Source organism: Ensifer sp. Root954 (genome assembly GCF_001429005.1).
Taxonomy (GTDB): Bacteria; Pseudomonadota; Alphaproteobacteria; order Rhizobiales; family Rhizobiaceae; genus Ensifer; species Ensifer adhaerens.
In genome coordinates, this window is record NZ_LMJM01000052.1 from 392,112 (window position 1) to 418,114 (window position 26,003).

At 63.7% G+C, this 26,003-nt stretch carries 25 protein-coding genes; 16 read left to right on the top strand and 9 right to left on the bottom strand.

Annotated elements, in window-relative coordinates:
* A partial coding sequence (locus ASE71_RS37240) for a phosphopantothenoylcysteine decarboxylase (protein WP_274533548.1) occupies positions 1–345 on the top strand: 345 nt, incomplete at its 5' end.
* A 342-nt stretch (positions 346–687) separates the two neighbouring features.
* Here the strand turns inward: ASE71_RS37240 and ASE71_RS32405 are convergent.
* Positions 688–1,494, bottom strand: coding sequence for a class II glutamine amidotransferase (locus tag ASE71_RS32405; RefSeq protein ID WP_034797533.1), 807 nt, complete (start codon positions 1,492–1,494; stop codon positions 688–690).
* A gap of 270 nt (positions 1,495–1,764) precedes the next feature.
* Here ASE71_RS32405 and ASE71_RS32410 point away from each other — a divergent pair, with 270 nt between their 5' ends.
* The 7 genes from ASE71_RS32410 to ASE71_RS32440 all read left to right on the top strand — a co-directional run bounded on the left by ASE71_RS32410 (position 1,765) and on the right by ASE71_RS32440 (position 10,689).
* Entirely contained in the window at positions 1,765–2,892 is a 1,128-nt protein-coding gene (locus ASE71_RS32410; RefSeq protein WP_060519710.1) for a Gfo/Idh/MocA family protein, read from the top strand.
* A gap of 304 nt (positions 2,893–3,196) precedes the next feature.
* Positions 3,197–4,051 carry a MurR/RpiR family transcriptional regulator gene (locus tag ASE71_RS32415; protein WP_060519708.1) on the top strand — a complete coding sequence of 285 codons (855 nt, stop codon included), beginning with the start codon at positions 3,197–3,199 and terminating at the stop codon, positions 4,049–4,051.
* A gap of 124 nt (positions 4,052–4,175) precedes the next feature.
* A complete protein-coding gene (locus tag ASE71_RS32420) occupies positions 4,176–6,113 on the top strand; it encodes a bifunctional 5-dehydro-2-deoxygluconokinase/5-dehydro-2-deoxyphosphogluconate aldolase (protein WP_060519706.1) in 1,938 nt (645 codons plus the stop codon).
* Between the two features lie 73 nt (positions 6,114–6,186).
* A complete protein-coding gene (iolD, locus tag ASE71_RS32425) occupies positions 6,187–8,040 on the top strand; it encodes a 3D-(3,5/4)-trihydroxycyclohexane-1,2-dione acylhydrolase (decyclizing) (protein WP_060519704.1) in 1,854 nt (617 codons plus the stop codon).
* A gap of 98 nt (positions 8,041–8,138) precedes the next feature.
* Positions 8,139–9,038, top strand: coding sequence for a myo-inosose-2 dehydratase (iolE, locus tag ASE71_RS32430; RefSeq protein ID WP_060519698.1), 900 nt, complete (start codon positions 8,139–8,141; stop codon positions 9,036–9,038).
* 261 nt (positions 9,039–9,299) lie between these two features.
* Entirely contained in the window at positions 9,300–10,100 is an 801-nt protein-coding gene (gene iolB, locus ASE71_RS32435; RefSeq protein ID WP_060519696.1) for a 5-deoxy-glucuronate isomerase, read from the top strand.
* 169 nt (positions 10,101–10,269) lie between these two features.
* Positions 10,270–10,689, top strand: coding sequence for a GFA family protein (locus ASE71_RS32440; protein WP_034797547.1), 420 nt, complete (start codon positions 10,270–10,272; stop codon positions 10,687–10,689).
* An 18-nt stretch (positions 10,690–10,707) separates the two neighbouring features.
* Here the strand turns inward: ASE71_RS32440 and ASE71_RS32445 are convergent, their stop codons facing one another.
* Positions 10,708–11,403 (bottom strand): DUF2268 domain-containing putative Zn-dependent protease, encoded by a 696-nt coding sequence (locus tag ASE71_RS32445; protein ID WP_162251850.1) that lies wholly within the window; start codon positions 11,401–11,403, stop codon positions 10,708–10,710.
* 200 nt (positions 11,404–11,603) lie between these two features.
* On the opposite strand from ASE71_RS32445, the gene ASE71_RS32450 reads away from it, so the two are divergent.
* From ASE71_RS32450 to ASE71_RS32460, 3 genes are all read left to right on the top strand, one after another.
* Positions 11,604–12,410, top strand: coding sequence for an AraC family transcriptional regulator (locus ASE71_RS32450; protein ID WP_034797549.1), 807 nt, complete (start codon positions 11,604–11,606; stop codon positions 12,408–12,410).
* A 94-nt stretch (positions 12,411–12,504) separates the two neighbouring features.
* Positions 12,505–13,422, top strand: a complete 918-nt coding sequence (locus ASE71_RS32455; protein ID WP_060519691.1) for a DMT family transporter — start codon at positions 12,505–12,507, stop codon at positions 13,420–13,422.
* 33 nt (positions 13,423–13,455) lie between these two features.
* The gene (locus ASE71_RS32460) at positions 13,456–14,154 is read left to right on the top strand and encodes a B3/4 domain-containing protein (protein ID WP_060519689.1); all 699 of its coding nucleotides are present in this window, start codon (positions 13,456–13,458) and stop codon (positions 14,152–14,154) included.
* Between the two features lie 75 nt (positions 14,155–14,229).
* On the opposite strand, the gene ASE71_RS32465 is transcribed toward ASE71_RS32460, so the two are convergent.
* Positions 14,230–15,813 carry a peptide chain release factor 3 gene (locus ASE71_RS32465; protein WP_034797554.1) on the bottom strand — a complete coding sequence of 528 codons (1,584 nt, stop codon included), beginning with the start codon at positions 15,811–15,813 and terminating at the stop codon, positions 14,230–14,232.
* Between the two features lie 91 nt (positions 15,814–15,904).
* On the opposite strand from ASE71_RS32465, the gene dut reads away from it, so the two are divergent.
* Positions 15,905–16,378, top strand: a complete 474-nt coding sequence (gene dut / locus ASE71_RS32470) for a dUTP diphosphatase (protein WP_034797555.1) — start codon at positions 15,905–15,907, stop codon at positions 16,376–16,378.
* A gap of 203 nt (positions 16,379–16,581) precedes the next feature.
* On the opposite strand, the gene ASE71_RS32475 is transcribed toward dut, so the two are convergent.
* A complete protein-coding gene (locus ASE71_RS32475; RefSeq protein ID WP_060519687.1) occupies positions 16,582–17,019 on the bottom strand; it encodes an Lrp/AsnC family transcriptional regulator in 438 nt (145 codons plus the stop codon).
* A gap of 130 nt (positions 17,020–17,149) precedes the next feature.
* On the opposite strand from ASE71_RS32475, the gene ASE71_RS32480 reads away from it, so the two are divergent.
* Positions 17,150–18,067, top strand: a complete 918-nt coding sequence (locus ASE71_RS32480; RefSeq protein WP_060519685.1) for a DMT family transporter — start codon at positions 17,150–17,152, stop codon at positions 18,065–18,067.
* Positions 18,064–18,369, top strand: a complete 306-nt coding sequence (locus ASE71_RS32485) for an NIPSNAP family protein (RefSeq protein ID WP_060635015.1) — start codon at positions 18,064–18,066, stop codon at positions 18,367–18,369. The genes ASE71_RS32480 and ASE71_RS32485 overlap by 4 nt, the downstream gene beginning before the upstream one ends.
* A 39-nt stretch (positions 18,370–18,408) precedes the next feature.
* Here the strand turns inward: ASE71_RS32485 and ASE71_RS32490 are convergent, their stop codons facing one another.
* Positions 18,409–19,041: a LysE family translocator gene (locus ASE71_RS32490; protein ID WP_060519681.1), complete on the bottom strand. Its 633-nt coding sequence runs from the start codon at positions 19,039–19,041 to the stop codon at positions 18,409–18,411.
* A gap of 174 nt (positions 19,042–19,215) precedes the next feature.
* On the opposite strand from ASE71_RS32490, the gene ASE71_RS32495 reads away from it, so the two are divergent.
* Together ASE71_RS32495 and cysK are read left to right on the top strand one after the other, a co-directional pair.
* Positions 19,216–19,833 (top strand): LysE family translocator, encoded by a 618-nt coding sequence (locus ASE71_RS32495; protein WP_034797564.1) that lies wholly within the window; start codon positions 19,216–19,218, stop codon positions 19,831–19,833.
* Between the two features lie 137 nt (positions 19,834–19,970).
* Positions 19,971–20,939: a cysteine synthase A gene (gene cysK, locus ASE71_RS32500; RefSeq protein WP_034797566.1), complete on the top strand. Its 969-nt coding sequence runs from the start codon at positions 19,971–19,973 to the stop codon at positions 20,937–20,939.
* Positions 20,940–21,004: 65 nt separating this feature from the next.
* Here cysK and ASE71_RS32505 read toward each other — a convergent pair whose 3' ends face one another.
* The 4 genes from ASE71_RS32505 to ASE71_RS32520 all read right to left on the bottom strand — a co-directional run bounded on the left by ASE71_RS32505 (position 21,005) and on the right by ASE71_RS32520 (position 25,947).
* Entirely contained in the window at positions 21,005–22,537 is a 1,533-nt protein-coding gene (locus ASE71_RS32505; RefSeq protein WP_060519679.1) for a YifB family Mg chelatase-like AAA ATPase, read from the bottom strand.
* 216 nt (positions 22,538–22,753) lie between these two features.
* Positions 22,754–23,701 carry a glutathione synthase gene (gshB, locus tag ASE71_RS32510; protein WP_060519677.1) on the bottom strand — a complete coding sequence of 316 codons (948 nt, stop codon included), beginning with the start codon at positions 23,699–23,701 and terminating at the stop codon, positions 22,754–22,756.
* A 147-nt stretch (positions 23,702–23,848) separates the two neighbouring features.
* Complete coding sequence (locus tag ASE71_RS32515) at positions 23,849–24,838, bottom strand: endonuclease (protein ID WP_060519675.1); 990 nt, start codon at positions 24,836–24,838, stop codon at positions 23,849–23,851.
* On the bottom strand, positions 24,835–25,947 hold the full coding sequence (locus tag ASE71_RS32520; RefSeq protein ID WP_060519673.1) for a sn-glycerol-3-phosphate import ATP-binding protein UgpC: 1,113 nt from the start codon (positions 25,945–25,947) through the stop codon (positions 24,835–24,837). The genes ASE71_RS32515 and ASE71_RS32520 overlap by 4 nt, the downstream gene beginning before the upstream one ends.
* Positions 25,948–26,003: the final 56 nt, after the last annotated feature.

Consider the following 26,003-nt stretch of genomic DNA (forward strand, 5'->3'; position numbering starts at 1 on the left):
AACAAGATCAAGAAGAAGCCGGGCGAGGCGCCGCCGCCGCTGCAGCTTGCTGAAAACCCCGATATCCTGAAGACGGTCGGCCACCATGCGAAGCGGCCAAAGCTCGTCATCGGCTTTGCCGCCGAGACCGAAAACGTCGCCGACAACGGCCGCGCCAAGCTCGAGCGAAAGGGCGCCGACTTCATCCTCGCCAACGACGTCTCGCCGGCAACCGGCATCATGGGCGGCGACCGCAATAAGGTGAAGCTGATCTCACATGCCGGCAATGACGACTGGCCAGAGATGGACAAGGACGCGGTGGCGGAGAAGCTGGCGGCGATGATTGCCGAGCAGCTGGCGCGCTAAACAATCGATCTCCGGATGGCAAATGCCCCTCACCCCTAGCCCTCTCCCCGCAAGCGGGACGAGGGGATGTGGCACACGCGATGCCGCGTCCCGTTGGCTGCGGGCTTAGCTTCTCCCGTCTAACCTCGCAATACGAGCGGTCGAACGTAGAATCACGCGTTAGGACAGCAACGTTCCGGCCGCCAGCTCATTGGCGAGAACGATGATAATCGGTCGCTTTCTCGAAGAGCCAGTCGTGGACGAGCGAGCGCCACGCGTCCCTTCTCCCTGCCTGCGGGGAGGAGGTGGCGGCAGCCGGATGAGGGGCGCGGCGTCCTCGTCGAAGTCGAAAGCGCCGCCGGCTCAGGCCATCTGGCGAGATCTGACCGGCGTGCCCTTGGTCGAAAACAGCCGAACATCGACTCCGTTTTCGCCGACGATGACCGCGGTGCCGTCGGGGATTTCGACCCAGGCACTGTCGTCGTCGTTGAGCGGTTCGGAGACAAGGCAATAGCCACCGCTCGGGCCCATCGGTGCGGCATAGAGCGTCGGCGCCTTCCAGTCGGAGGCGTAGCGCACGGCGTAGAGATCCTGGCCGTCGGAAAAAGCTGCGGTGAAGCGCACCAGCACCTGGCGCTCCAGATGCTCGGCAAGCTGTTCGATAAAGGCGAGCGCCTCGGCGATCGCGCCGAGCGGATCGCGGTCGAGCCCGAACTGCATGGCGAGAAGAAACAGGAGCTCCGAATCCGTCGTGCCGGTGCGCGCCGAATAGAGGTCATTGTCGAGCATGCTCTCCATCGGACGGCGCAGATGCTCGAAGTCGCCGATCTGGCCGTTGTGCATGAAGGACCAGCGGCCGAAGACGAAGGGATGACAGTTGTCGCGCCTGGTTCCGCCGCCGGTCGCGGCGCGCACATGGGCGAGGAAGAGCGGCGAGCGGATCTGCCGTGCGATGCTCTTCAAGTTGCAGTCGGACCAGGCCGGCAGGATATCGCGGTAGCGCCCCGGCTCGGGATGGTCGCCGTACCAGGCGATGCCGAAGCCGTCGCCATTGGTGGCGGTCTTGGCCCGTGTCGCGCAATGGGACTGTTCGATCAGCGAGTGCGCCGGAGAGGTCACCAGTTCCTCGAGATACAGCGGCTCCCCGCGATAGGCTGCCCAGCGGCACATGCTGATTTCACTCCAGCTCCGCTCCGTTCACTGCGGAGCGATTCGTTAACCATGACGAAACGCGATGTTCCAACGGAACATGGTAAAAATGCGTTAACACATTCCCCCTTCGTCAAGGTGAAGCTAACCGGAACGCACAGTTTTGGCTGTTTCAAACGGCACAACGTCGTATCGCCGTCGTATTTCGAACAAACATTCCATATTGACAAAACTTGCAAAATTCATTTCATTTCAGACCAACACGGCAGCGCCGCCAGGGAGGAATTCAGCATGGGCAGCAAGCGCAAACTCGGCATCGGCCTGATCGGCACGGGCTTCATGGGCAAGGCCCATGCGCTCGGCTTCACCATTGCCGCGCGGGTCTTCGACCTGCCCTTCGAGCTCGATCTGGTTTCGGTCGCCGACGTGACCGTCGAGAGTGCCGAACGCGCCCGCGGTCAACTGGGTTTCCGCAAGGCGACCGCCGACTGGCGCGAGCTCTTGACCGATCCGGATATCGACATCATCGACATCACCACGCCGAACCTTTTGCACAAGGAGATGGCGCTTGCGGCGATCGCCCATGGCAAGCACGTCTATTGTGAAAAGCCGCTGGCGCCGACCGTTGCGGAATGCCGCGAGATGGTTGAGGCGGCCGAGAAGGCGAGCGTCGTGACCCAGGTCGGCTTCAACTATCTGAAGAACCCACTGATCTTCCTTGCCAAGGACATCATCGAAAGCGGCGAGATCGGCGAGATCCGCTCGATGCGCGGCATCCATGCGGAAGACTTCATGGCCGACGCGCAGGTTCCGTGGGGCTGGCGCCTGAACCCGGCCAGCGGCGGCGGTGCGCTTGCCGACATCGGCAGCCACATTATCGCCTCCATGCGCCACCTCGTCGGCCCGATCAAACAGGTGCTTGCCGAAACCATCATCCAGATCCCGGAACGCCCGGTTTCCGCGGGCTCCAGCGAAACCCGCGCCGTCGAGGTCGACGACATCACCCGCGCCTTCGTGCGCTTCGAAAACGGCGCCACCGGCAGCTTCGAAGCAAGCTGGATCGCGACCGGTCGCAAGATGCAGCACGATTTCGAGATCTACGGTTCGAAGGGCAGCATCGTCTTCACCCAGGAGCGGCTGAACGAAATCCGCCTCTACAAGACGGGCGATGATATCCGCACCCGCGGCTTCCGCACCATCTGGGCCGGACCGGAGCATCCGCCCTATGGCGCGTTCTGCGTAGCGCCGGGCCACCAGATCGGCTTCAACGACCTGAAGGCCATCGAGGTGAAGGAGTTCCTCGACGCCATCGCCGGCGGCAAGTCTCCCTCGACCGATTTCCGCGAAGGCTACGAGGTGCAGAAGGTGCTTTCGGCGACCTATCAATCGGCCAAAACAAACGAATGGGTGCGGATCTAGGCGGCTTCGACGGCCGGCGTGTCGTAGGAAAACCATCTATTTTTGCACGCACGTCGGGACGCTAAACCGCTACGCACTTTTGCTGGAAATGCCGCCCGTCTTGCTGCGCATTTCGGACGCAAAACCGCTGCGCACTTTTCCTGGACATGCTCTCTGTTTTGGTGCGCATTCCGGACGGAAATCCGCTTCGCACTTTTCCTGGACATGCTCCGAGAAAAATAGAATGCCTGTTCTATCCCGTTCCCGACTAATCGATTAGGGTGAGGCCGAAAGCCAGACTGACATCGAGGGAGACGAGCGAGACATGGCCATGCCGGAAACGACGACAGAGGTGCCGCAGGATTTCGAGGCGCTGAAAGCCGCCATTCTGGAACGCAAGGCGGAGCTGCCGAAACGGCTGCGCCAGGTTGCCGCCTATTCGCTCGACAATCCCGATGAAATCGCCTTCGGCACGGCAGCGAGCATCGCGACTTCCGCCGAAGTGCAGCCGTCGACGCTGGTGCGCTTCGCCCAGCATTTCGGTTTCGAGGGCTTTTCCAGCCTGCAGCAGATTTTTCGCGCCCGGCTGCGTGAGCGCACGCCCGGCTATGAGGACCGGCTGAAGGCGCTCAGCGCCAACGACCACAGCAAGCTCGAAAGCGGTTCGATCTTCAACGGCTTCGTCGCTGCCGCCCACCGCTCGCTCGACAACATCGCCTCCTCGGTGGATCCTGAAGCCTTCGAACGCGCCGTCGATATCCTCGCCAAGGCCGACACCGTCTACCTGATCGCCAAGCGCCGCTCCTATCCGATTTCCAGCTACATGGCCTATGCCTTCGGCAAGCTGAAGGTGAAATACCAACTCGTCGGCACCGCCGCCGGCATCGACGAGGACATGCTGGCGATGGCAACGAAAAACGATGCCGCCTTTGCCGTCAGCTTCTCGCCCTACGCCTCCGAAAGTGCGGCCCAGGCGCGGCTTCTCGCCGAACGTAAGGTGCCCGTCGTGTCGCTGACGGACTCGGCCTTCTCGCCCTTGGCAGAATCCTCGAAGGTCTGGTTCGAACTGGTCGAGGCCGACCATGCCGGCTTCCGTTCTCTTTCCGCCAGCATGGCGTTTGCCATGGCGCTGACGGTCGCCATCGCCGAGAAGCGCCAGCGCCTCGCCGAGGGCGGCTAGGCAAAACGGAACATATAGAATGAAAATTCCATATTGACGAAACGTCGGAATTTATGTTTCATACGGCCATCACCCACAGTACGGAAATGGTCGGGCCCGCCAAGGTGTCCGCGGGGAGGAAGCAGTGAGCCAGAACGTTTCGGCACAGGGAGCAAAGCCGCTCGACCTGATCACCATCGGCCGGGCCTCGGTCGATCTCTATGGCCAGCAGATCGGCACGCGGCTTGAAGATGTTTCGAGCTTTGCGAAGTCAGTGGGCGGCTGCCCCTGCAACATCTCTGTCGGCACCGCCCGCCTGGGCCTGAAGTCAGCGCTTCTCACCCGCGTCGGCGACGAACAGATGGGCCGCTTCATCCGCGAGCAGCTCATCCGCGAAGGCGTCGAAACGCGCGGCATCGTCACGGATCCGGAGCGGCTGACGGCGCTCGCGATCCTCGCGGTCGAAAACGACAAGACCTTCCCGCTGCTCTTCTATCGCGACAACTGCGCCGACAACGCGCTTTGCGAAGATGACGTTTCCGAGGAGTTCATCCGTTCCGCCCGCGCAGTGCTCGTCTCGGGCACGCATTTCTCCAAGCCGAACACCGACGCCGCCCAGCGCAAGGCGATCCGCATTGCCAAGGAAAACGGCGCGAAGGTCGTCTTCGACATCGACTACCGTCCGAACCTCTGGGGCCTTGCCGGCCTTGACGCCGGCGAAAGCCGTTATATCGCGTCGGATCGCGTTTCGGCGCATCTGAAAACGGTTCTTGCCGATTGCGACCTGATCGTCGGCACGGAAGAGGAAGTGCTGATCGCCTCGGGCGAAAGTGACCTGCTCCAGGCGCTGAAGACGATCCGCTCGCTCTCGAAGGCGACGATTGTGCTCAAGCGCGGACCGATGGGCTGCATCGTCTATGACGGTCCGATCACCGACGACCTCGAAGACGGCATCGTCGGCAAGGGCTTTCCGATCGAGGTCTATAACGTGCTCGGCGCCGGCGACGCCTTCATGTCCGGCTTCCTGCGCGGCTGGCTCAAAAACGAGCCGCACGCGACGTCGGCCACCTGGGCCAATGCCTGCGGCGCCTTCGCTGTCTCGCGCCTGCTCTGTGCGCCTGAAATCCCGACCTGGACGGAACTGCAGTTCTTCCTGGAAAAGGGCAGCAAAGAACGGGCCCTGCGCAAGGACGAGGCGATCAACCACGTTCACTGGGCAACCACACGTCGCCGCGATATCCCGCTTCTGATGGCGCTGGCGATCGATCATCGCAGCCAGCTCGAAGACATGGCCGCCGGCGACCAGGCTCTGCTTGACCGCATTCCCGCCTTCAAGGTGCTGGCGGTAAAGGCCGCCGCACAGGTCGCGGCCGGCCGCTCCGGCTTCGGCATGCTGATCGACGACAAGTACGGCCGCGACGCGCTTTACGCCGCCGGCGCCCATCGCGACTTCTGGATCGGCAAGCCGATCGAGCTTCCGGGCTCGCGGCCGCTGCAATTCGAATTCAGCCAGGATCTCGGCAGTCGCCTGATCGACTGGCCGGTCGACCACTGCATCAAGGTGCTCTCCTTCTACCACCCGGACGATCCGGCGGAGTTGAAAGCCCAGCAGGTGGCAAAGCTCCGCTCCGCCTTCGAAGCGGCGCGCAAGGTTGGCCGTGAGATCCTGATCGAGATCATTGCCGGCAAGCACGGCAAGCTCGACGACCAGACCATTCCGCGGGCACTGACCGAACTCTACGATGCCGGGCTCAAGCCGGACTGGTGGAAGCTCGAGCCGCAGGCGAGCCGCGGCGCCTGGGCAGCGATCGATACCGTCATCGAGGCACGCGACCCGCTCTGCCGCGGCGTGGTGCTCTTGGGCCTCGAAGCGCCCTATGAGCAGCTCAAGGACGGCTTTGCAGCCGCCCGCACTTCGAAGACGGTCCGGGGCTTTGCCGTCGGCCGAACGATTTTCGCCGATGCCGGCCGGGCCTGGCTCGGCGGCACGATGAGCGACGACCAGGCGATCGCCGACATGGCCGGAAAGTTCAAGGCCCTGGTCGATCTCTGGCTGCAACTGGGTGAAACAAAGGCGGCATAGGATCGACAGATATCAGTCGATAATGCCGGACAGGGTGGAACGGGACGATTCCACCACGAGGAGGAAACAGATTATGAGCCAGAAAACCGTGCGCCTGACCATGGCCCAGGCCGTGGCGCGGTTCCTGACCCGCCAGATGACCGTCATCGACGGCAAGAAGGTGCCGATCTTCGGCGGCGTCTTCGCCATCTTCGGCCATGGCAACGTCGCCGGCGTCGGCGAAGCGCTGCACGCGATCAAGGACACGCTGCCGACCTACCGCGCCCAGAACGAACAGGGCATGGCGAATGCGGCAATCGCCTTTGCCAAGGCGAGCTTCCGCCGCCGCTTCATGGCCTGCACCACCTCGATCGGCCCCGGCGCGCTCAACATGGTGACCTCGGCAGCACTCGCCCATGTCAACCGCCTGCCGGTCCTCTTCCTGCCCGGCGATGTGTTCGCCAACCGCCGCCCCGATCCGGTGCTGCAGCAGGTGGAAAGCTTCGGCGACGGCACGATCTCGGCGAACGACTGCTTCCGCCCGGTCTCGCGCTACTTCGACCGCATCAGCCGGCCCGAACAGATCATCCCGGCGCTGCGCCGCGCCATGCAGGTGCTGACGGATCCGGCCGATTGCGGCCCGGTAACGCTGTCGCTCTGCCAGGACGTGCAGGCGGAAGCCTACGACTACCCCGAAAACTTCTTCGACGAGAAGGTCTGGGTGCCGCGCCGCGTCGAGCCGGATCTCGACGAACTGGCGACGGCGATCGCGGCGCTGAAGGAAGCAAAGAAGCCGATCATCGTCGCTGGCGGCGGCGTGCTCTATTCGGAAGCGGGCAAGGAACTCGGCGACTTCGCCGAACGCCACGGCATCCCCGTGGTCGAAACGCAGGCCGGCAAGTCGGCGCTGGCGCATTCGCATTCGCTCAACATGGGTTCGGTCGGTGTGACCGGCACCACCGCCTCCAACGCGCTTGCCGAGAACGCCGACGTGGTTCTCGCCGTCGGCTCGCGCCTGCAAGACTTCACGACCGGTTCCTGGGCGCTCTTCAAGAACGACGACCTGAAGATCATCGGCCTCAACGTTCAGCCTTTCGACGCCGGCAAGCACAACGGCCTGCCGCTGATCGCAGACGCCCGCGCCGGTCTCAACCGCATCTCCGGCGGTCTTGGCGGCCACAAGGCCGATCCGAGCTGGACCGCGAAGGCCAAGGCCGGCAAGGCGGAATGGCTGGCGGCGGCCGACAAGGCGACGGCCACGACCAATGCGGCCCTTCCCTCCGACGCCCAGGTGATCGGCGCCGTGCAGCGCGCCCGCGGCGGCAAGAACACGACGCTCGTCTGCGCCGCCGGCGGTCTACCCGGTGAGTTGCACAAGCTCTGGCAGGCGGAAGAGCCCGGCGGCTACCATATGGAATACGGCTTCTCGACCATGGGTTACGAAGTTGCCGGCGGTCTCGGCGTCAAGCTCGCCAAGCCCGAGAGCGACGTGATCGTCATGGTCGGTGACGGCAGCTACATGATGCTGAATTCGGAGATCGCCTCTTCGATCATGCTTGGCGCCAAGTTCACGATCGTGCTGCTTGACAATGCCGGCTACGGCTGCATCAACCGACTGCAGATGGGCACCGGTGGCGCCAACTTCAACAATCTCTTGAAGGACACCCATCACGTCGAACTGCCGCAGATCGACTTCGCGGCGCATGCCGGCGCGATGGGCGCAGTCACCCGCAAGGTCGGCTCGATCTCCGAGCTCGAAGCAGCGCTCAAGGAGACCGCGAGCGAGACGCGCACGACCGTGATCGTCATCGACACCGATCCGCTGATCACGACCGAGGCCGGCGGCCACTGGTGGGATGTCGCAGTGCCCGAGGTCTCGGGCCGCGCCCAGGTCAACGCGGCGCGCGAGGGTTATGAGAAGGCGCTCGCCGCACAGCGCTTCGGCTAAGATTGCCCTTTCGGCGCCCGCGTTTTCGCGCGGGCGCTTTTCCCGTTTATGCTCACAAAATATCCGCCTTCCGCGGATGGCATCAGAAAGTGAAAGACATGATCCGCTACGGAACTAACCCGATCGCCTGGAGCAACGACGACGATCATTCGATCGGCGCGCATTTGACGCTCGAGGACTGCCTGTCCGATTGCCAGAAGATCGGCTTCGACGGCATCGAGAAGGGCCACAAGATGCCGTCCGATCCGGAAGCACTGAAGCAGAAGCTCGGCTCCTACGATCTCGTCTTCGTCTCCGGCTGGCACTCGACCAACCTGCTCACCCATGACGTCGAGGCCGAGAAGAAGGCGATCCAGCCGCATCTCGATCTCCTGAAGCACAATGGCTGCAAGGTGGCAATCGTCTGCGAAACCTCGAACGCCATCCATGGCGACGACGGAAAGTCGGTCGCCAACGACAAGCCGGTGCTGCCGGCCGACCAGTGGAAGAAGTTCGGCGCCGACCTCGAAGCGATCGCGCAATATTGCGCCGACCAGGGCATCGACCTCGTCTACCATCACCACATGGGCACGATCGTCCAGACCGGTGAGGAAATCGATCTCCTGATGCAGAACACCGGCCCGGCGACCAAGTTGCTGCTCGACACCGGCCACGCCTGGTTCGGCGGTTCCGATCCGGCCGAGGTCGCGAAGAAATACATGCACCGCGTGCGCCACATCCATTGCAAGAACGTGCGTCCCGCTGTCCGCAAGGTCGTCGAGGGCGAAGGCCTCTCCTTCCTCGAAGGCGTGCGCCGTGGCGTCTTCACGGTTCCCGGCGACAGCGAAGGCGGCGTCGACTTCCTGCCCGTACTGAAGATCGCCGCCGAGCACGATTATTCCGGCTGGCTGGTGATCGAGGCGGAACAGGATTCGACCGTGCGCAACCCTTTCGAATACCAGTCACTTGGGTTGAAATCGCTGAAGGCCTTCGCCAAGGAAGCCGGGCTCGACAAGTAAGCCGTCACTTTCGGTCGCCGGACTTCACGGGGCGTGCCCCTCATCCGCGCGGTGAGGGAGGCCCTCATCCGGCTGCCGCCACCTTCTCCCCGCCGGCGGGGTGAAGGGATAGGCCGCGCCCTCTGGTCCCTCGCGACGTAGAGGTGGGGAGCGCGACGCAAACTCCGAAAATCCCCTCTCCCCGTAAGCGGGGAGAGGGCTAGGGTGAGGGGCAGGTCAAACATTCGGCGCGGCTCCAGAAAAAGTATCAGGGAGATCGACATGTCCAAGCTGCTCGTCAAACCGAAGGCCAAATCGGGCCTCATGCAAAACGTGACGCCGGAGAGTGCCGGCTGGACCTATGTCGGCTTCGCGCTGGAACGGCTGAAAGCGGGCGAGACGACCGAGGGCGAGACCAGCGACAAGGAAATCTGCCTGGTGCTCGTGTCCGGCAAGGCGAAGGTCGCCGTCGACGGCGAAAGCCTCGGCGAGCTCGGCGAGCGCATGACCCCCTTCGAGGGCCAGCCCTATGCCGTCTACGTGCCGAAGGGCAGCCGCTGGCAAGCAACGGCCACCTCCGACCTCGACCTTGCCATCTGCTCGGCCCCGGGCGGCGACGGCTTCAAGGCGAAGGTGATCGCACCGGGCACCCATCCGCAGATGACCCGCGGCAAGGGTACCAACACCCGCTACGTCACCAACATCATGCCGGAAGATGACGGCTCGGCGCAGTCGCTGCTCGTCGTCGAGGTGATCACTCCCGGTGGCCATACTTCCTCCTACCCCCCGCACAAGCACGACCAGGACGACCTGCCGGCCGAGAGCTATCTGGAAGAGACCTATTACCACCGGCTGAACCCGCCCCAGGGCTTTGCGATGCAACGCGTCTATACCGACGATCGCTCGCTCGACGAGACCATGGCAGTCGAGGACGGCGACGTGACGCTGGTGCCGAGGGGCTATCATCCGGTCGCTGCCGTGCACGGCTACGACGTCTATTATCTCAACGTCATGGCCGGACCGAAGCGCATCTGGAAGTTCCACAACGCCCGCGAACACGAGTGGCTGTTTACCGGCGTGTAAGCGGCGGCGAACCAAACGGTGGCGCTCCACCGCTCTCCGTCCATGCCGAACGGCGGGGCGAGACGCTGTGATCCTTGAGCCCGATCGCCCAATGAGGCTTCGGGCGGATGAGAGCGGCATAGCCTTTCGCCCGGACCGCCCTAGCTTTCCCGCTTTCAGGGAGGGCTCCATGCATATCGACGGGCAATGCCACTGCGGCTTCGTCACCTACGAGGCGGAGATCGACCCGGCCGATGTCGGGATCTGCCATTGCACCGATTGCCAGCAACTGACGGGATCGGCCTACCGCGTCACCGCGGGCACGGAACGGGAGAACTTTCGGCTGACCGGCGGCGAACCGAAGCTCTATGTGAAGATCGGCGCAAACGGGCGGCAGCGGCTGCAGTTCTTCTGCCCGAACTGCGGCTCGCCGATCTACACGACCGGCACCGACGAGGACGCGCTGGAGGTTGGCATCCGGGTGGGAACGATCAACCAGCGCCGGCAGCTCAGACCGCGGTCACAGATCTGGTGTTCCTCGGCGTTGCCCTGGATCGGCGACGTCAGGAAGCTGCCGGGCCGCGATCGCGACGAGGCGTCTCACGCTTAGCCATCTCGGCCTGAACCATCATGCGGCGACGAGCAGACGATCCTTGAACGGCGCCCATGCTTCGCCGATCACGACCGATGCCGGCGTCGCCGTCATCTGCGATGGGCGCGCCTGCGGATTGACAGCAAGATAAGTCTTCACCAGATGATAGCCGATCGTGTAGCCGGCCCAGCGCGGCAGAGATCGATCGGTGCCAAAGAACCAGCCTGCGTGATCATAGGTCTCGGTCCAAAGCTCTCGTTCGGCGCGCTCCAACAAGCTTTCCCAATCCGCGGCGTTGAGCGCATGATTCCACACATGGCCGTCGCCGCCGTTGATCTCGGCATCGAAAGCATCGGCCAGCCCCTCGCTGACCAGCGCTTCGCCGAGCTTGGAACCATAGCCGCAGGTCGCGTGGCGAAAGGAATGATGCAGTTCGTGCGTCAGCAATTTGCGCACTTCTCCCGCACTAAGGCTCGCCTCGAAATTCTCGTTGCCGGGATCGACCGTGAAGAAGACCAGCGCCCTGCGGTAGCAGGCGCCCGCAACACCGAGTTCAGGGATCGTCTCGCCCGCACGATACTCGACGAGGACATCGATGGGGGCGGCGCTGTCCGAGGCAGAAACCGCCGCGCCGACACGCTCGGCGGTTTCCCGCACGGCCTCCCGTATTCGTTCGTGCCACGGCGCCAGAGACCCGTCCGCTTCGAGAAAGTGAACACGAAGATCCAGCATTTCGACCATCTCCTATTGTCTCAGCCGCCTGGCACCGCAACGTAAGGATGCGGCCGGTGATTGCAACGCCGGAAAGATGAAAGTTTCTGCGACCCACCGATGTCAGCCGGAGCAGGAGGCGTCATGAGGCGTCATTGCGATGGCCGGATGCGGCGCCGCGGTGTACAAGACAAAGCTGGAGAACGGAGCAGGCGCGCGGGATGGCGAAGGGCAAGATCAGTATGCTGCGCAGTGCCGCCGCGGGCATAGACGCTGTCGAGGCCGAAACGCGCCAGTCCTTCGCCCGCCACACGCACGATCAGTTCGGCATCGGTCTCATCTATCAGGGCGCGCAGAAGTCGCTCAGCGGCCGCGGCATGGTCGAAGCCGGCGCCGGCGACATGATCACCGTCAACCCCGGCGAGGTGCATGACGGAACGCCGATCGGTGATGCCGGCCGCGCCTGGCGCATGCTCTACTTCGATCCCTCGGTCATCGCGACTGCCGCCGAGGATATCAGCCAGGGCCGCGCGCATTCCGGCGAGTTCACTGCCCCCGCCTTCCACGACCGGGAGGTCGCAGATCACTTTCGGGCACTGTTTGCGGCCATCACTGATCCGACGGCCATGGGCGACGCCATCCGGCACGAGGAGCAGCTCCTGCTGCTGCTTGCAGGCGTTCTTGCCACCGGCAGGCGACACCAGCGTGAACGGCCGGCAACAGTCACGGCGGCCAAGACGATGATCGACGACGATCCGACGGCCGCGATCACGCTCGCCGATCTCGCCGCCGAAGCCGGGCTCAGCCGCTTTCAACTGGTGCGCAATTTCGCAAGCGCCGTCGGCCTGACGCCGCATGCCTATATCGTCCAGCGCCGCATCGATCTCGCCCGCCGCCTGATCGGCGGTGGCGTGCCGCTGGCGGAGGCCGCGTTCGCGGCCGGCTTCGCCGACCAGAGCCACATGACCCGCGTCTTCGTCAGCAAATATGGCCTCTCGCCGGGCATCTATGCCGAGGCCAAAAAGTAACGCCCGCAATTCCGTTCAAGACCCGAGCCCTCCCCCGGAGCATTGCTGCACCGGCTGCGCAGCGACAAGCGCGGCGCAGCAACGGAGAACGGACATGTCGGGAAAATTTCAAGGCTATCTCTATCTGTCGCTGGCAATGATCCTCGTCGGTAGTACGGTGATCGCCAGCAAGATCATCGCAACGGGCTTGCCACCGTTCACGGCCACCGCGCTGCGCTTCGCCGTCGCCTTCCCGCTCTTCCTGCTGTTGATGTGGCTCACAAGGACGTCATGGCCGAAACTTAAAGGCCGCGACTGGCTTCTCCTCATCGCCCAAGCCGGCGCTGGCAGCGTCGGCTATACGACGCTTTTGATCGCCGGCCTCAGCCTGACCTCGGCAACCGATGCCGGCGTGGTGATCGGTACGCTGCCGGTGGTTTCCGCCGCCATCGCCATCCTTCTTCTCGGCGAGCGCCCGGACCGCAAAGTGCTTGCGGCGATCGCACTTGCCGCAGCCGGCGTGCTGACCATCGTCTTCAAGCCCGCCGAAGGCGGCACCCATTCGCCGCTCGGCATCGCCCTCATCTTTGGCGCCGTCATATGCGAAGGCCTGTTCATCCTTCTCAACAAGCGCGTGAAGACGGAGATCTCGTCGCTGGCTCTTTCGACGCTGATGGCCGGCCTCGGCTTCGCGGTCGCCATCATCCCTGCGCTCTTCGAGACGCATGCGACGGCCGAGATCGACAGGGGCGCAATCGTTGCGGTTCTCTACTACGCCCTCATCCCGACCGTTGCCGGCTTCCTGCTCTGGTATGCGGGATCGGCCAAAGTAAGCGGCACCGAGGCCTCCGTCTTCACGGCGCTGGCGCCCGTTTCAGCCGTCGCCTTCGCCTTTCTCCTGCTCGACGAGCCGGTCGGCGCCCCTCAATTGCTTGGGATCGGCTGCGTGCTCGCCGCCGTCCTCGGCCTGACCCTACCCCAGATCCTCGCCGGCCGAAGGACGGCACGCGCCTTTCCGGTCGCGGAGGTTTGAACCAGAATGAACGCATCCAATTCGAGGATTTCCATGCACTTCCAGCACGCAGACGACATCTGGCGCGATTTCCCGGAGCTGAGCGCCGGCGCGCTTTTCATCGATGGCATAAATGGCGGCGTCTCGGTCGCGGACCATGTTCGCCAGTTCCAGGCGAGTGCAAATGGTCGTCTCGGCGCGGGTTCGGAAAGCGACTTGCCCGAGATCCAGGCGTGGCGCCGGACCTTTGCCAAGATGGGATTGAAGCCGACACAATACCGCTCGGCAGCCGAAGCCTTGCTCCGCCGCTTCCGCAAGGAAGGCGACCTGCCCTCGATCCATCCGCTGATCGATCTTTGCAACGCCGCTTCGCTCGCCTTCGCCATTCCGATCGCCGTCTTCGACCTCTCCCGCGTCAGCGGTTTTCTGCACGTCCGCCGGGCGGCCGGCAGCGAACGCTATCTGACGTTCTCAGGAGAAACGGAGAGCCCCGAACCAGGCGAAGTGATCTTCGCCGATGCCGAGGGGCGGGCGCATGCCCGGCGCTGGACCAACCGGCAGAGCGGTCTTTCGGCCATCCGGCCGCAGACGACGCATGCGCTGATCGTGGCGGAAGCGCTGCACAAGACGGCATGCGAGGACACCGAACGCCTGCTCACAGCACTTTCGCAGGCAATCGAACAGACCTGGGGTGCCCGCCCGAGCATCGCCATGCTCGAACGTTCGTCGCCGCGTTTCGATTTTTCGGTTTAGGGATTTCGTTCGGACAACGGCGCTTGAGCGCCGCGAGACCGGCCGATGCCTGGGCACCGGCCGGACACAGGACAATCAGGCCGCCTTGGCGACGTGATATTCCTTGATCGCGACCATCTTGATCGCCGGATAGCGCTCGGCTTCGTAGCGCAGCGAGAAGCTGTCCTGCGCCAGGAACACCGGGTCGCCATCGAGATCGCGGGCGATGTCGCCACGACGGGCCGTGACAAACTTGTCGAGTTCGGCCGGCTGGTCGGACGAAATCCAGCGGCAGACAGAGAAGCGCGACATTTCGAAGGAAACCGGCAGGCCGTATTCGGCACTGAGGCGCTCCTTCAGCACGTCGAGCTGCAGCGCACCGACGACGCCGACGATCGCCGGCGAACCGTCTTCCGGCGAGAAGAGCTGCACGACGCCTTCTTCCGCCATCTGCTGCAACGCCTCTTTCAGCTTCTTCGCCTTCATCGCATCCTCGAGCCGCACGCGGCGCAGGATTTCCGGCGAGAAGTTCGGCACGCCCTGGAACACCAGCGGCTCACCCTCCGTCAGCGTGTCGCCGATACGGAGCGTGCCGTGGTTCGGGATGCCGACGACGTCGCCGGCGTAAGCCGTGTCGGCGAGTTGGCGCTGCGAGGCGAAGAAGAACTGCGGGGCGCTGAGGCCAAGCTGCTTGCCGGTGCGCGACAGGCGCGCCTTCATGCCGCGCTCGAGCTTGCCGGAGCAGACGCGGGCAAAGGCGATGCGGTCGCGATGGTTCGGGTCCATGTTGGCCTGGATCTTGAAGACGAAGGCCGTCATCTTGTCGTCGGTCGCATGCACCGTGCGGATATCCGCGACCTGGTCGCGCGGCGGCGGGGCGATGTCGCCAAGCGCATTGATGAGATCGCGCACACCGAAGTTGCGCAGCGCCGAGCCGAAAAAGACCGGGGTCAGGTGGCCTTCGAGGAAGGCCTTCTTGTCGAAGGGCTTGCAGGCCTCGATCGCCAGCATCAGCTCTTCGGTAAAGGCGTCGCGCTCGTTTTCCGGCAGGCGATGGGAGGCCATTTCCGGGCCGTTGACCTTGGTCGGGATTTCCTGCGTGTCCGAACCGCGCACGGTGTTGTCGGCGAGGTTGTAGGACCCGCAGAAAGTCTTCGAGCGGCCGATCGGCCAGGTCACCGGCGCGCAGTCGAGCGCCAGCTTCTCCTCGACCTCATCCAGGATCTCGAAGGGATCGCGGCTCTCGCGGTCCATCTTGTTGACGAAGGTGATGATCGGGATGTCGCGCATGCGGCAGACTTCGAAGAGCTTTAGCGTGCGCGGTTCGATACCCTTGGCGGCGTCGATGACCATGACGGCCGCATCCACCGCCGTCAGCGTGCGATAGGTGTCATCGGCGAAGTCTTCGTGACCGGGCGTATCAAGAATGTTGAAGACGTTGCCGCCATACTCGAAGGTCATCACCGAGGTGACGACCGAGATGCCGCGCTCGCGCTCGATCTTCATCCAGTCCGAACGGGTCTGGATGCGGTCCTTCTTGGCCTTGACCTCACCGGCGAGCTGGATGGCACCGCCGAACAGCAGCAACTTTTCCGTGAGCGTGGTCTTACCGGCGTCCGGGTGGGCGATAATCGCAAATGTGCGGCGGCGGGAGACCGCCTCGGCGAGAGTTTCAGCCATGTCGTAAAATCCTGTGAGTTGCCGCGTCCTTTACAGGCTCGGCCCCGATTATGCAATTGACCGAGACGCCCGTGGCCCGGCTTATGCGGGCATGAGCACGCACACTTCCCTATCCCGCCCGACCCTCAACCTCGTTCGTCTGCCGCACGGCGAAGGCCTGGAGCTTCCGGCCTACGAGACCGCAGGCGCCGCCGGCATGGATTTGCGCGCGGGCGTCCCCGCCGATCGCCCGCTGATGCTCACCCCCGGCAAGCGCGCCCTCGTTCCGACCGGCTTCATTTTCGAAGTGCCCGCCGGCTACGAGGCGCAGATCCGCCCGCGCTCCGGCCTCGCCTTCAAGCACGGCATCACCTGCCTCAACACGCCCGGTACGATCGACAGCGACTATCGCGGTGAAGTGAAGGTGCTGCTCGTCAATCTCGGCGACGAGGAGTTCATCATCGAGCGCGGCATGCGCATCGCCCAGATGGTGATCGCACCGGTCACGCAGGTCACGGTTCGCGAGGCCGACGGCGCAAGCGAGACGGCACGCGGCGCCGGCGGCTTCGGCTCGACCGGCGTCTGATCGAGCGACGGCTACCGCTTCGCACTTTTCCCGGAATTGGCTTTTAGGCCGTAATCCCGAACGGAAAACCGCATCCCACTGTTCCTGGAATTGCTCCCACTTACGCAATCTCGGACGGAAAACCGCTATGCACTTTTCCTGGGATTGCTCTCGCATGCGCAATTCCGGACGGAAAACCGCTTCGCACTCTTCCTGGGATTGCTTTAAATCAAAGGCGGCAGGCGGCGCTTGACCGGTGTCGACTTGACAATCGAGGTGTTGGTCTGCGCCTTCTCGGCGATCCGGTCGAGGATCGTGTCGAGCTGCGCCATGTCACGCACGTAGAGCTTGGCGATGAAGCAGTCGTCGCCTGTAACCTTGTCGCATTCGACGAATTCCGGCGTTTCCTGGATCAGCCTCTCGACGATGTGCAGCATGCCCGGCATCGGCCGCACGCGGATGACCGCCTGCAGCGGGTAGCCGACTTTGGCGGGGTTGAGGGCGATGGTGAAACCGTCGAGGACACCGCGCTCTTCCAGCTTGCGGAGCCTATCCGCAGCGCTCGGCGAGGAGAGCCCAGCCTCCTGCGCGAGCTCCTTCAGCGACACCCGGGCATTGGCGGCCAGTATGTCGAGGATTCGTCGGTCAATCTCGTCCAGCATCACGACACCATAAGTCACAACAACAAACAGAACTTCGATAATTAGGCAACCTAGCACAATTGCCTTCGTTAATCTATGGGAAAGGCCATGAGCACCGGCTATTCTGCGATCACCAATAGGAGCAGAAATCATGAATACCGAGCTCAAACGCGGCAGCATCGAGATGACGGCAGCGATGCTGATATCCGGCACCATCGGCTGGTTCGTGCTGATGTCGGGGCAGCCGGTGACGAGCGTGGTGTTCTGGCGCTGCGTCTTCGGGGCCATAACGCTCGTTGCCATTGCCTGGGCGCTCGGACTTCTCGACCGTCGCCACTTCAGCCGACGGATGCTGCTGCTTTCGGTCATCGGCGGCATCGCGATCGTGGTCAACTGGCTGCTGCTTTTCGCCGCCTATTCCCACGCATCGATCTCGATCGCGACGATGGTCTACAACACCCAGCCCTTCATGCTCTTGGGCCTCGGCGCCGTGTTCCTCGGCGAAAAGATCACCGTCACCAAGATCTTCTGGCTCCTGGTGTCGTTTGCCGGCATGCTCGCGATCATTTCGGCCAAGCCTGGCCAAGGCTTCGCGCCTGAAGATTATCTGATCGGCGTGGCCCTTTCGATCGGCGCTGCCTTCTTCTACGCGATCGCGGCGATTGCGACCAAGCTGCTCAAGGGCACGCCGCCGCATCTGATTGCGCTGATCCAGGTGATCACCGGCACCGTGATGCTGGCACCGATGGCGCTTGCCGCACCCGCCCCGTCAGGTGCAACGCAATGGTCGATCGTCCTGACCCTCGGCGTCATCCACACCGGGCTGATGTATGTGATGCTCTACGGCGCGATCCAGCGGCTGCCGACGCACATGACCGGGGCGCTTTCCTTCATCTATCCGATTGCCGCCATTGTGGTGGACCGCCTCGCCTTCGGGCACCAGTTGCAGCCGATCCAGATCGCCGGCTCCGTCGCGATCCTCGTTGCCGCCGCCGGCATGACTCTCGGCTGGAAACTTCGCCTTCCCTCTTCTATCAAGAAGCGGGAACGCGAAGGGAGAACTGCATGATCACCTGCTACCTGAAATATACTATCGACCCCTACAAGGCGGCCGAGTTCGAACATTACGCCAAGCTCTGGATCCCGCTCGTCAATCGGCAGGGCGGCACGCATCACGGCTACTTCCTGCCGCATGAAGGGGCGAACAACATCGCCCTGGCGCTCTTCAGCTTTCCGACCCTTGCCGACTATGAAAACTACCGCCGGGAAATGGCCGCGGATCCGGAATGCCAGGACGCCTTCGCCTATGCCGAGAAGACGCGCTGCATCCTCAGCTACGAGCGCAGCTTCATGCGGCCGGTTTTCGAGTAAGCCAGCTCCGGAGTTGAGGGCGGCATCGGCAAGCGCGCGTTAGCGCCGCGCTTCCGAAGCCATGCTCAGCGCGAAGCCGAAGAGCGCCGTCCCCATCGCCCAGCGCTGCACCACCATGAACAACGGCCGCCCGGCAAGAAAAGCGGCGATGCCGCTGGCGGCGAGCGCGATCATGGCGTTGACGGTGACGCTGGTCGCGATCTGGATCGAGCCGAAGACCAGCGACTGGCCGAGCACGTTGCCGAGCTCCGGCCGGATGAACTGCGGCAGCAACGAGAGATAGAGCACCGCTACCTTGGGATTGAGCAGGCTGGTCAGGAAGCCCATGACGAACAGCTTCTTCGGCCCATCCTTCGGCAGGTTCTTGACCTGAAAGGGCGAGCGTCCACCGGGCCTGACCGCCTGCCAGGCGAGATAGAGAAGGTAGGCTGCACCGGCGATGCGAAGCGCATCATAGGCGAGGGGCACGGCCAGAAGCAGCGCTGTGATACCGAATGCCGCCGAGACCATATAGACGACGAAGCCGAGCGCCACGCCGCCGAGCGAAATCAAGCCGGCGCCCGGCCCCTGGCTGATCGAGCGCGAGATCAGGTAGATCATGTTCGGGCCTGGCGTCAGCACCATGCCAAGGGCCAGGAGGGCAAAGCCGATCATATCCTTCAACTCGGGCATGGAGAGGCGCCTTTCGCTCGTTTTCGCCAAGCTCTACGCATTTCGCACCAGCGGACAACGCCAGACTTGTCACCCGGTCAATTTCTTCAGCGGACGCCCGCCGGTCGCAGTTCGGTGATTTCCTTTTTCAGTCGCTTGAGGTAGAAATCGGCATCATCTTCGGAAGGACATTCCATGACGCTCGCGGCCCTCATCGCCTATAGCGGCGCGCTCTTCATCGCTGCGGCCATTCCAGGCCCCGGCGTGACGGCGCTGGTTGCGCGCGCGCTCGGCTCGGGTTTCCGCGAGACCTTCTTCATGGGCCTCGGCATCGCGCTCGGCGACATGATCTATCTAACCGCGGTCATCCTGGGGCTGGCGCTGATTGCCCAGACCTTCACCACAGCCTTCCTGGTGGTGAAGTTTGCCGGCGTCCTCTACCTCGGCTACATCGCATGGAAGCTGTGGAGCGCAGGGCTGCTGCCGGAGGACATCAAGGCGAAGCCGTCGACGAGTTCGGCCATGTCCTTTCTGTCCGGCCTGCTGATCACGCTCGGCAATCCGAAGACGATGCTGTTTTACGTGGCGCTCGTGCCGACGCTAATCGACATTCGGGCGATCGGACCCGGCGACTACGGCCTGCTCCTGACCGCCACCTTTCTGGTGCTCTTGAGCGTTCTCGTACCCTATATGCTGCTCGCCTCGCGTGCGCGTCTGCTGCTCAAGCAACCGAAGGCCCTGAAAGCGCTGAACCGGGTTGCGGCCAGCGTGCTTGCCGGCACGGCGGCCTATATCGCCGTTCGCGCCAGCTGAAAAAACTTTTCCCGAACAACGACTTCGCCAGTGGTTTTTCCTTCGGCGGATCGCTGCGCGGTGTTTGTCGTTCTGGAATTGCGCGATCATTGTTCCTATTCTCATAGCTCGACAATTTACGCCCAAGGGAGAAACCCATGTCCGACACACGCAAGCCCGGCCGCGGCCGCGTCTACTCCTCGATCACGGAAACGATCGGCGACACGCCCATCGTGCGGCTGGACAAGCTTGCCAAGGAAAAGGGCGTCAAGGCGAACCTGCTCGCCAAGCTCGAATTCTTCAACCCGATCGCCTCGGTCAAGGACCGTATCGGTGTGGCGATGATCGAGAGCCTGGAAGCGCAGGGCAAGATTACGCCCGGCCGCACGACGCTGGTGGAGCCGACCTCCGGCAATACCGGCATCGCGCTCGCCTTCGTCGCGGCCGCCAAGGGCTACAAGCTGATCCTGACGATGCCAGAGACCATGTCGGTCGAGCGGCGCAAGATGCTGGCGCTGCTCGGCGCCGAGCTGGTGCTGACCGAGGGCGCCAAGGGCATGAAGGGCGCGATCGCCAAGGCGCAGGAACTGGTCGAGACACTGCCGGACGCCATCATCCCACAGCAGTTCGAAAACCCGGCCAACCCGGAAATTCACCGCAAGACGACGGCCGAAGAAATCTGGAACGACACGGACGGCGCTGTCGACATTTTCGTCTCCGGCATCGGCACCGGCGGCACGATTACCGGCGCCGGCCAGGTGCTGAAGGCGCGCAAGCCTTCGATCAAGGTAATCGCCGTCGAGCCGGAGGAATCTCCGGTTCTGTCCGGTGGCAATCCCGGGCCGCACAAGATCCAGGGCATCGGCGCAGGCTTTGCGCCGGCGATCCTCGACACCACGGTCTATGACGAGATCGTCACGGTCAACAGCGCGGAAGCGATCGAGGCCGCCCGCCTTGTCGCCAAGCTCGAAGGCGTGCCGGTCGGCATCTCCGCCGGTGCAGCCCTGACAGCGGCAATCGAGGTCGGCCAGCGCGAGGAAAATGCCGGCAAGACCATCGTCGTCATCATCCCGTCCTTTGCCGAACGCTACCTCTCGACGGTGCTGTTCGATGGCCTGGGCGGCTGATCAGGCCGACTTCAGTTCCAATCGGAAAGGGCGCCCGTGGCGCCCTTTTTTTTCAAGGCACGCCGCTATGCGGCGACGGGCAAGCGTTCCCCGGCGATCCGATAGGAAATCGCCTCGGCGAGATGGATGCGACCGACGGTTACTGCGCCATCGAGATCGGCAAGCGTGCGGGCGACCTTCAGCACACGATGGTAGCCGCGGGCGGAAAATTTCATCTTTTCGGCGGCGTCCCGGAGAAGCTGCAGGCCGGCCGCATCGGGTGCTGCGATCTTCTCGATCATCGAGGTTGACGCGCGGGCATTGCTTGTCAGCTCTGGATGTCCGAGGGCGGCGAAACGATCGATCTGCATGGCACGGGCGCGCGCGACGCGACGAGCAACGACCTCGCTGCTTTCGGCTGCGGCCGGCTTCAGGAGATCGGCGGCGCTGACGGCCGGCACGTCGATGCGGATATCGATGCGGTCCATCAGCGGACCGGAGATGCGTGCCTGATAGTCGGACATGCAGCGCGGTCCACGGGCGCAGCTGCGGCCGGGTTCGCCGGCCATGCCGCAGCGACAGGGGTTCATGGCCGCGACAAGCTGGATCGCGGCGGGATAGCTGACGCGGTGGTTGGCGCGGGCGATGATGCATTCGGCGGTTTCAAGCGGCTGGCGCAGCGCGTCGAGCACCTGCGGCGAGAATTCCGGAAACTCGTCGAGAAACAGTACGCCGTTGTGCGCAAGCGACGCCTCGCCGGGCTTGGCACGCAAGCCGCCACCAACCATGGCGGCCATCGTCGCGGAATGATGCGGCGTGCGGAACGGCCGCCGGTCCGAGAGCTTGCCGCCCGGAAGCTGCCCGGCGATCGAATGGATCATCGACACTTCGAGGAGCTCGGCCGGGTTGAGCGGCGGCAGGATCGACGGCAGGCGGGCAGCGAGCATCGACTTGCCCGAGCCGGGCGGGCCGACCATCAGCAGATTGTGGTTGCCGGCGGCCGCCACTTCGAGCGCCCGCTTGGCGCTTTCCTGACCCTTGATATCGGCGAGATCGGGCAGGTTAGATGCGCCTGAGCGGATCGCGGCCTCGGGTCGCGAAAGCACCTGCGTACCGCGGAAATGGTTGGCGATTGCGATCAGGCTGCGGGGCGCCAGAATGTCGATCTCGGCCCCGGCCCAGGCCGCCTCGGGTCCGCTTTCGGCCGGGCAGATCAGCCCCTTGCCGAGCGCATTGGCACCGATCGCGGCGGGAAGCGCGCCGGCAACGGCAGCAATGGTGCCATCGAGATTGAGCTCACCGATCACCACATAAGGCGCCAACGCATCGCCGGGAATGGCGCCGAGAGCTGCCATCAGGCCGAGTGCGATCGCCAGGTCGAAGTGGCTGCCCTCCTTGGGAAGGTCAGCGGGCGCAAGATTGACGGTCACGCGCTTGGCCGGCAACGCCAGACCTGAAGCATGAAGGGCGGCCTGCACCCGCTCGCGGCTTTCGGCGACGGCCTTGTCCGGCAGGCCGACGATCTGCATGCCGACCTTGCCCGGCGCGACCATCACCTGCACATCGACAGGCAGACCCTCGATACCCTGAAATGCGACCGTGCTGACGCGCGCGACCATGCTTGCCCCCTCGCCCAGGCAGCCCAGTTATCGGGCGCCACAACCGCCCAGGGTTGCAGGCAGAAGCCTTGCACGGATCGCGCACAAAAACAAGAACAATAACGGAACATTTGAGGAGGCGCGGGCCTGTACCCGGGACGTTTCGGCAAACGGCCGCGGGCGTAGGCCCGCGGCAAGCGCCATCGACCCGAGATGGCTCCTAGGCCGAGATCTTGATCAGGCGCGCTTGCGCTCGATCGCATCCCAGAGCAGGCTCGCGACATCGGCGCCGCCGAACTTTTTCACTTCGCGGATGCCGGTCGGCGACGTCACGTTGATCTCGGTCATGTAGTCGCCGATAACGTCGATGCCGACGAAGAGGAAGCCGCGCTCCTTCAGCGCAGGCGCGATGCGGGTGCAGATTTCCTTCTCACGCGCCGTCAGTTCGGTCGGCTCAGGCCGGCCGCCAGCATGCATGTTGGAGCGGGCGTCGTGGTCTGCCGGAACGCGGTTGATGGCGCCGACCGGCTCGCCGTCGACGAGCAGGATGCGCTTGTCGCCCTTGCGCACCGCCGGCAGGTATTCCTGGGCGATGAAGGGCTCGCGGAACATCTGGCCGAACATTTCGAGCAGAGAGGACATGTTGCGGTCGTCGCGGGTCGAGTGGAACACGCCGGCGCCGCCGTTGCCGTAGAGCGGCTTCAGGATGATGTCGCCCATTTCCTGGCGGAAGCTGGCGATCTCAGCGGGGTCGCGGGTGATCAGCGTCTTCGGCATCAGGTCGGCGAATTCGGTGACGAAGATCTTCTCCGGCGAATTGCGCACCCAGGCGGGATCATTGACGACCAGCGTCTTCGGATGCAGGCGTTCCAAAAGGTGCGTCGAGGTAATGTAGGCCATGTCGAAGGGCGGGTCCTGGCGCAGCAGGATGACGTCCATGGTCGAAAGATCCACGCGCTCGGCTTCGCCAAGCGTGAAGTGGTCGCCCTTGACGTCGCGCAGCGTCATCGGCTGCACGCTCGCATAGACCTTGCCGTCGCGCAGCGACAGCTTTTCCGGCGTATAGTGGAAGAGGCGATAGCCGCGCGACTGTGCCTCGAGGCTCATGGCGAAGGTGGAGTCACCCGCAATGTTGATGCCCGACACATGGTCCATCTGGACCCCGACATTGACGATTTTCGCCATCTACCCATTCCCTCATGGATCACGCTTAGCGTGATCGATTTCAAACCGCCGGAGCGAATGAGGACGGGAAAACCGCTGCCCTCTGCCGCACTGGCAAAGCCCTCGACATGTAGAATGCGGGCGGGCCTTAGGCAAGGAGAGGCGAGCCTATTCGAAGCCTTCGATCACGCAGGTGATGAGATCGTGATCCGAAAGCGGCCGGCCGGTTTCGTCAAGCGAAGGAATGATCGTGGTCTCGCCGATCTTCAGCCCGCGCGACAGGAACCAGTCGAGCTTCATCGCCCGCTCTGGCCAGCGGGTGATCAGGCTCGGCCGCGTGGTCATCACGTCGAGCGGCCCACCATGGCGGGTAAAGCCTCTGATGGCGCTCATGGCAAACAGCCCTTCGGCCTCGAAATCGCCGCCGGCATGGTTGCCGGTATTGAGATCGCCACCGATCATCACCGGCAGGCCGGGGAAAGTCTCGTCGAGTGCATCGATCAATTCCTTGACCTGGCGCGCTCGGTAGACGGCAGTCGTCGCACTCTCGAGATGGGTGGAGACGGCGACGAAGGGTCCGGCTTCCGTCTCGATGACGGCGCCGATCGCACAGCGCTCGCCAAGGCGCGGCTGCTCGCCATCGGTGAACCAGAGGCGTTCGCCCCATAGGCGCAACATGAAGGGCCGGGAGAACGGCACCGCAGCCATCAGCGCATTGCCATGGAACCCCTTGGCGTTGAATTCGTCCTCACAGAACTCACGCTCCGTATCGGAGCCGAGACCCATCTCGATGAACTCGATGCCATACGCATAGTGCATGCCGAGTGTTTCGGCGACTTCGGCGGTCGGGTGACGCTGGCCGGTGCGGGCCATGCCGTTGTCCATTTCTGAAAGAAGGACGACCGGCGCGTTCGTCGCGGCGAGATGGGCGGCGCTTTCGGCCGGAAACAGGCAGCGCTCCAGGTTCCAGGCAGCAACGGTGAACGGGAAGGCGAGCGGCGTATCGGAGGCCGGTGTGCCGCCGACCTCCACGCTGTTCATCTCCGGCCGTGCGGCCATGGCTGCGTCATGGGCGGCAATGGTGCGCACGATCTCGGCAAAGCTGGCGCGGGTTTCAAGCGAAGGAACGGCAAGCTGCTCGACGGTCTTGGAGATCACGATGCGGTCTCCAGGCGTGGCGCTGCAACCGGCGCTTCATTGGCAAACGACGTGCCGCGCTCCAGCCGCTTGCCGGTCTCGGTCGAGAAGAAGTGCAGACGGTCGACGGCGATCGTCACTGCAAGATCACCCGAAAGTGGCGTCTCCGGAGACAGCGCGATGGTGAGCGCCTGGCTCTCGATGGTGCCGTGCACGAGCCGCTGCGCGCCCAGTTCCTCGACATAGTCGACCTGGAACAGCATGGCGTCCTCGCCGACGCCGGCGAGCTTGAGATCTTCGGCGCGAAGCCCAACCGTGACCGGGCCTTCGACCGGCGCACGGTCGCCAAGCGCGATCCTGTAGAGACCGATCTGCAGGTTGCCGCCTTCGATCTCACCCTTGATCAGGTTCATCGCCGGCGAGCCGATGAAGCTGGCGACGAAGGTTGAGGCCGGGCGGTGATAGACGTCGAGCGGACGGCCGATCTGTTCGATGCGACCGCCATTCAGCACCACGAGACGGTCGGCAAGGGTCATCGCCTCGAGCTGGTCGTGGGTGACGTAGAGCGAGGTCGTGCCGAGGCGCTTCTGCAGGCGTTTGATCTCGCCGCGCATGGAGACGCGCAGCTTGGCGTCGAGATTGGAGAGCGGCTCGTCGAAGAGGAAGGCCGCCGGCTTGCGCACGATGGCGCGGCCCATGGCGACGCGCTGGCGCTGGCCGCCGGAGAGCGCGCGGGGTTTGCGGGAAAGATAGGGCTCGATCTCCAGCATGCGGGCGGCTTCGGCCACGCGAGCGTCGATCTCCGCCTTCGGCGTCTTGCGGTTCTTCAGGCCGTAGGCGAGATTTTCGTAGACGGTCATGTGCGGATAGAGCGCGTAGTTCTGGAAGACCATGGCGATGTCGCGCTCGGCCGGATCGACCTCGTTGATCACGCGTGAGCCGATCGTCACCGTGCCCTTCGAAATCGTCTCCAGCCCCGCGACCATGCGCAGAAGCGTGGACTTGCCGCAGCCGGACGGGCCGACCAGCACGATGAATTCGCCGTCCTCGATATCGATCGAGACGGATTTCACCGCCTCGACATTGCCGTGATAGATCTTCGAGACCTCGGCGATGGTAATGGCCGCCATGGCTGCCTCCGTAAGATTGATGTCGTTTCAGGAGCGGGCGGGACTTTTGTCCCGCC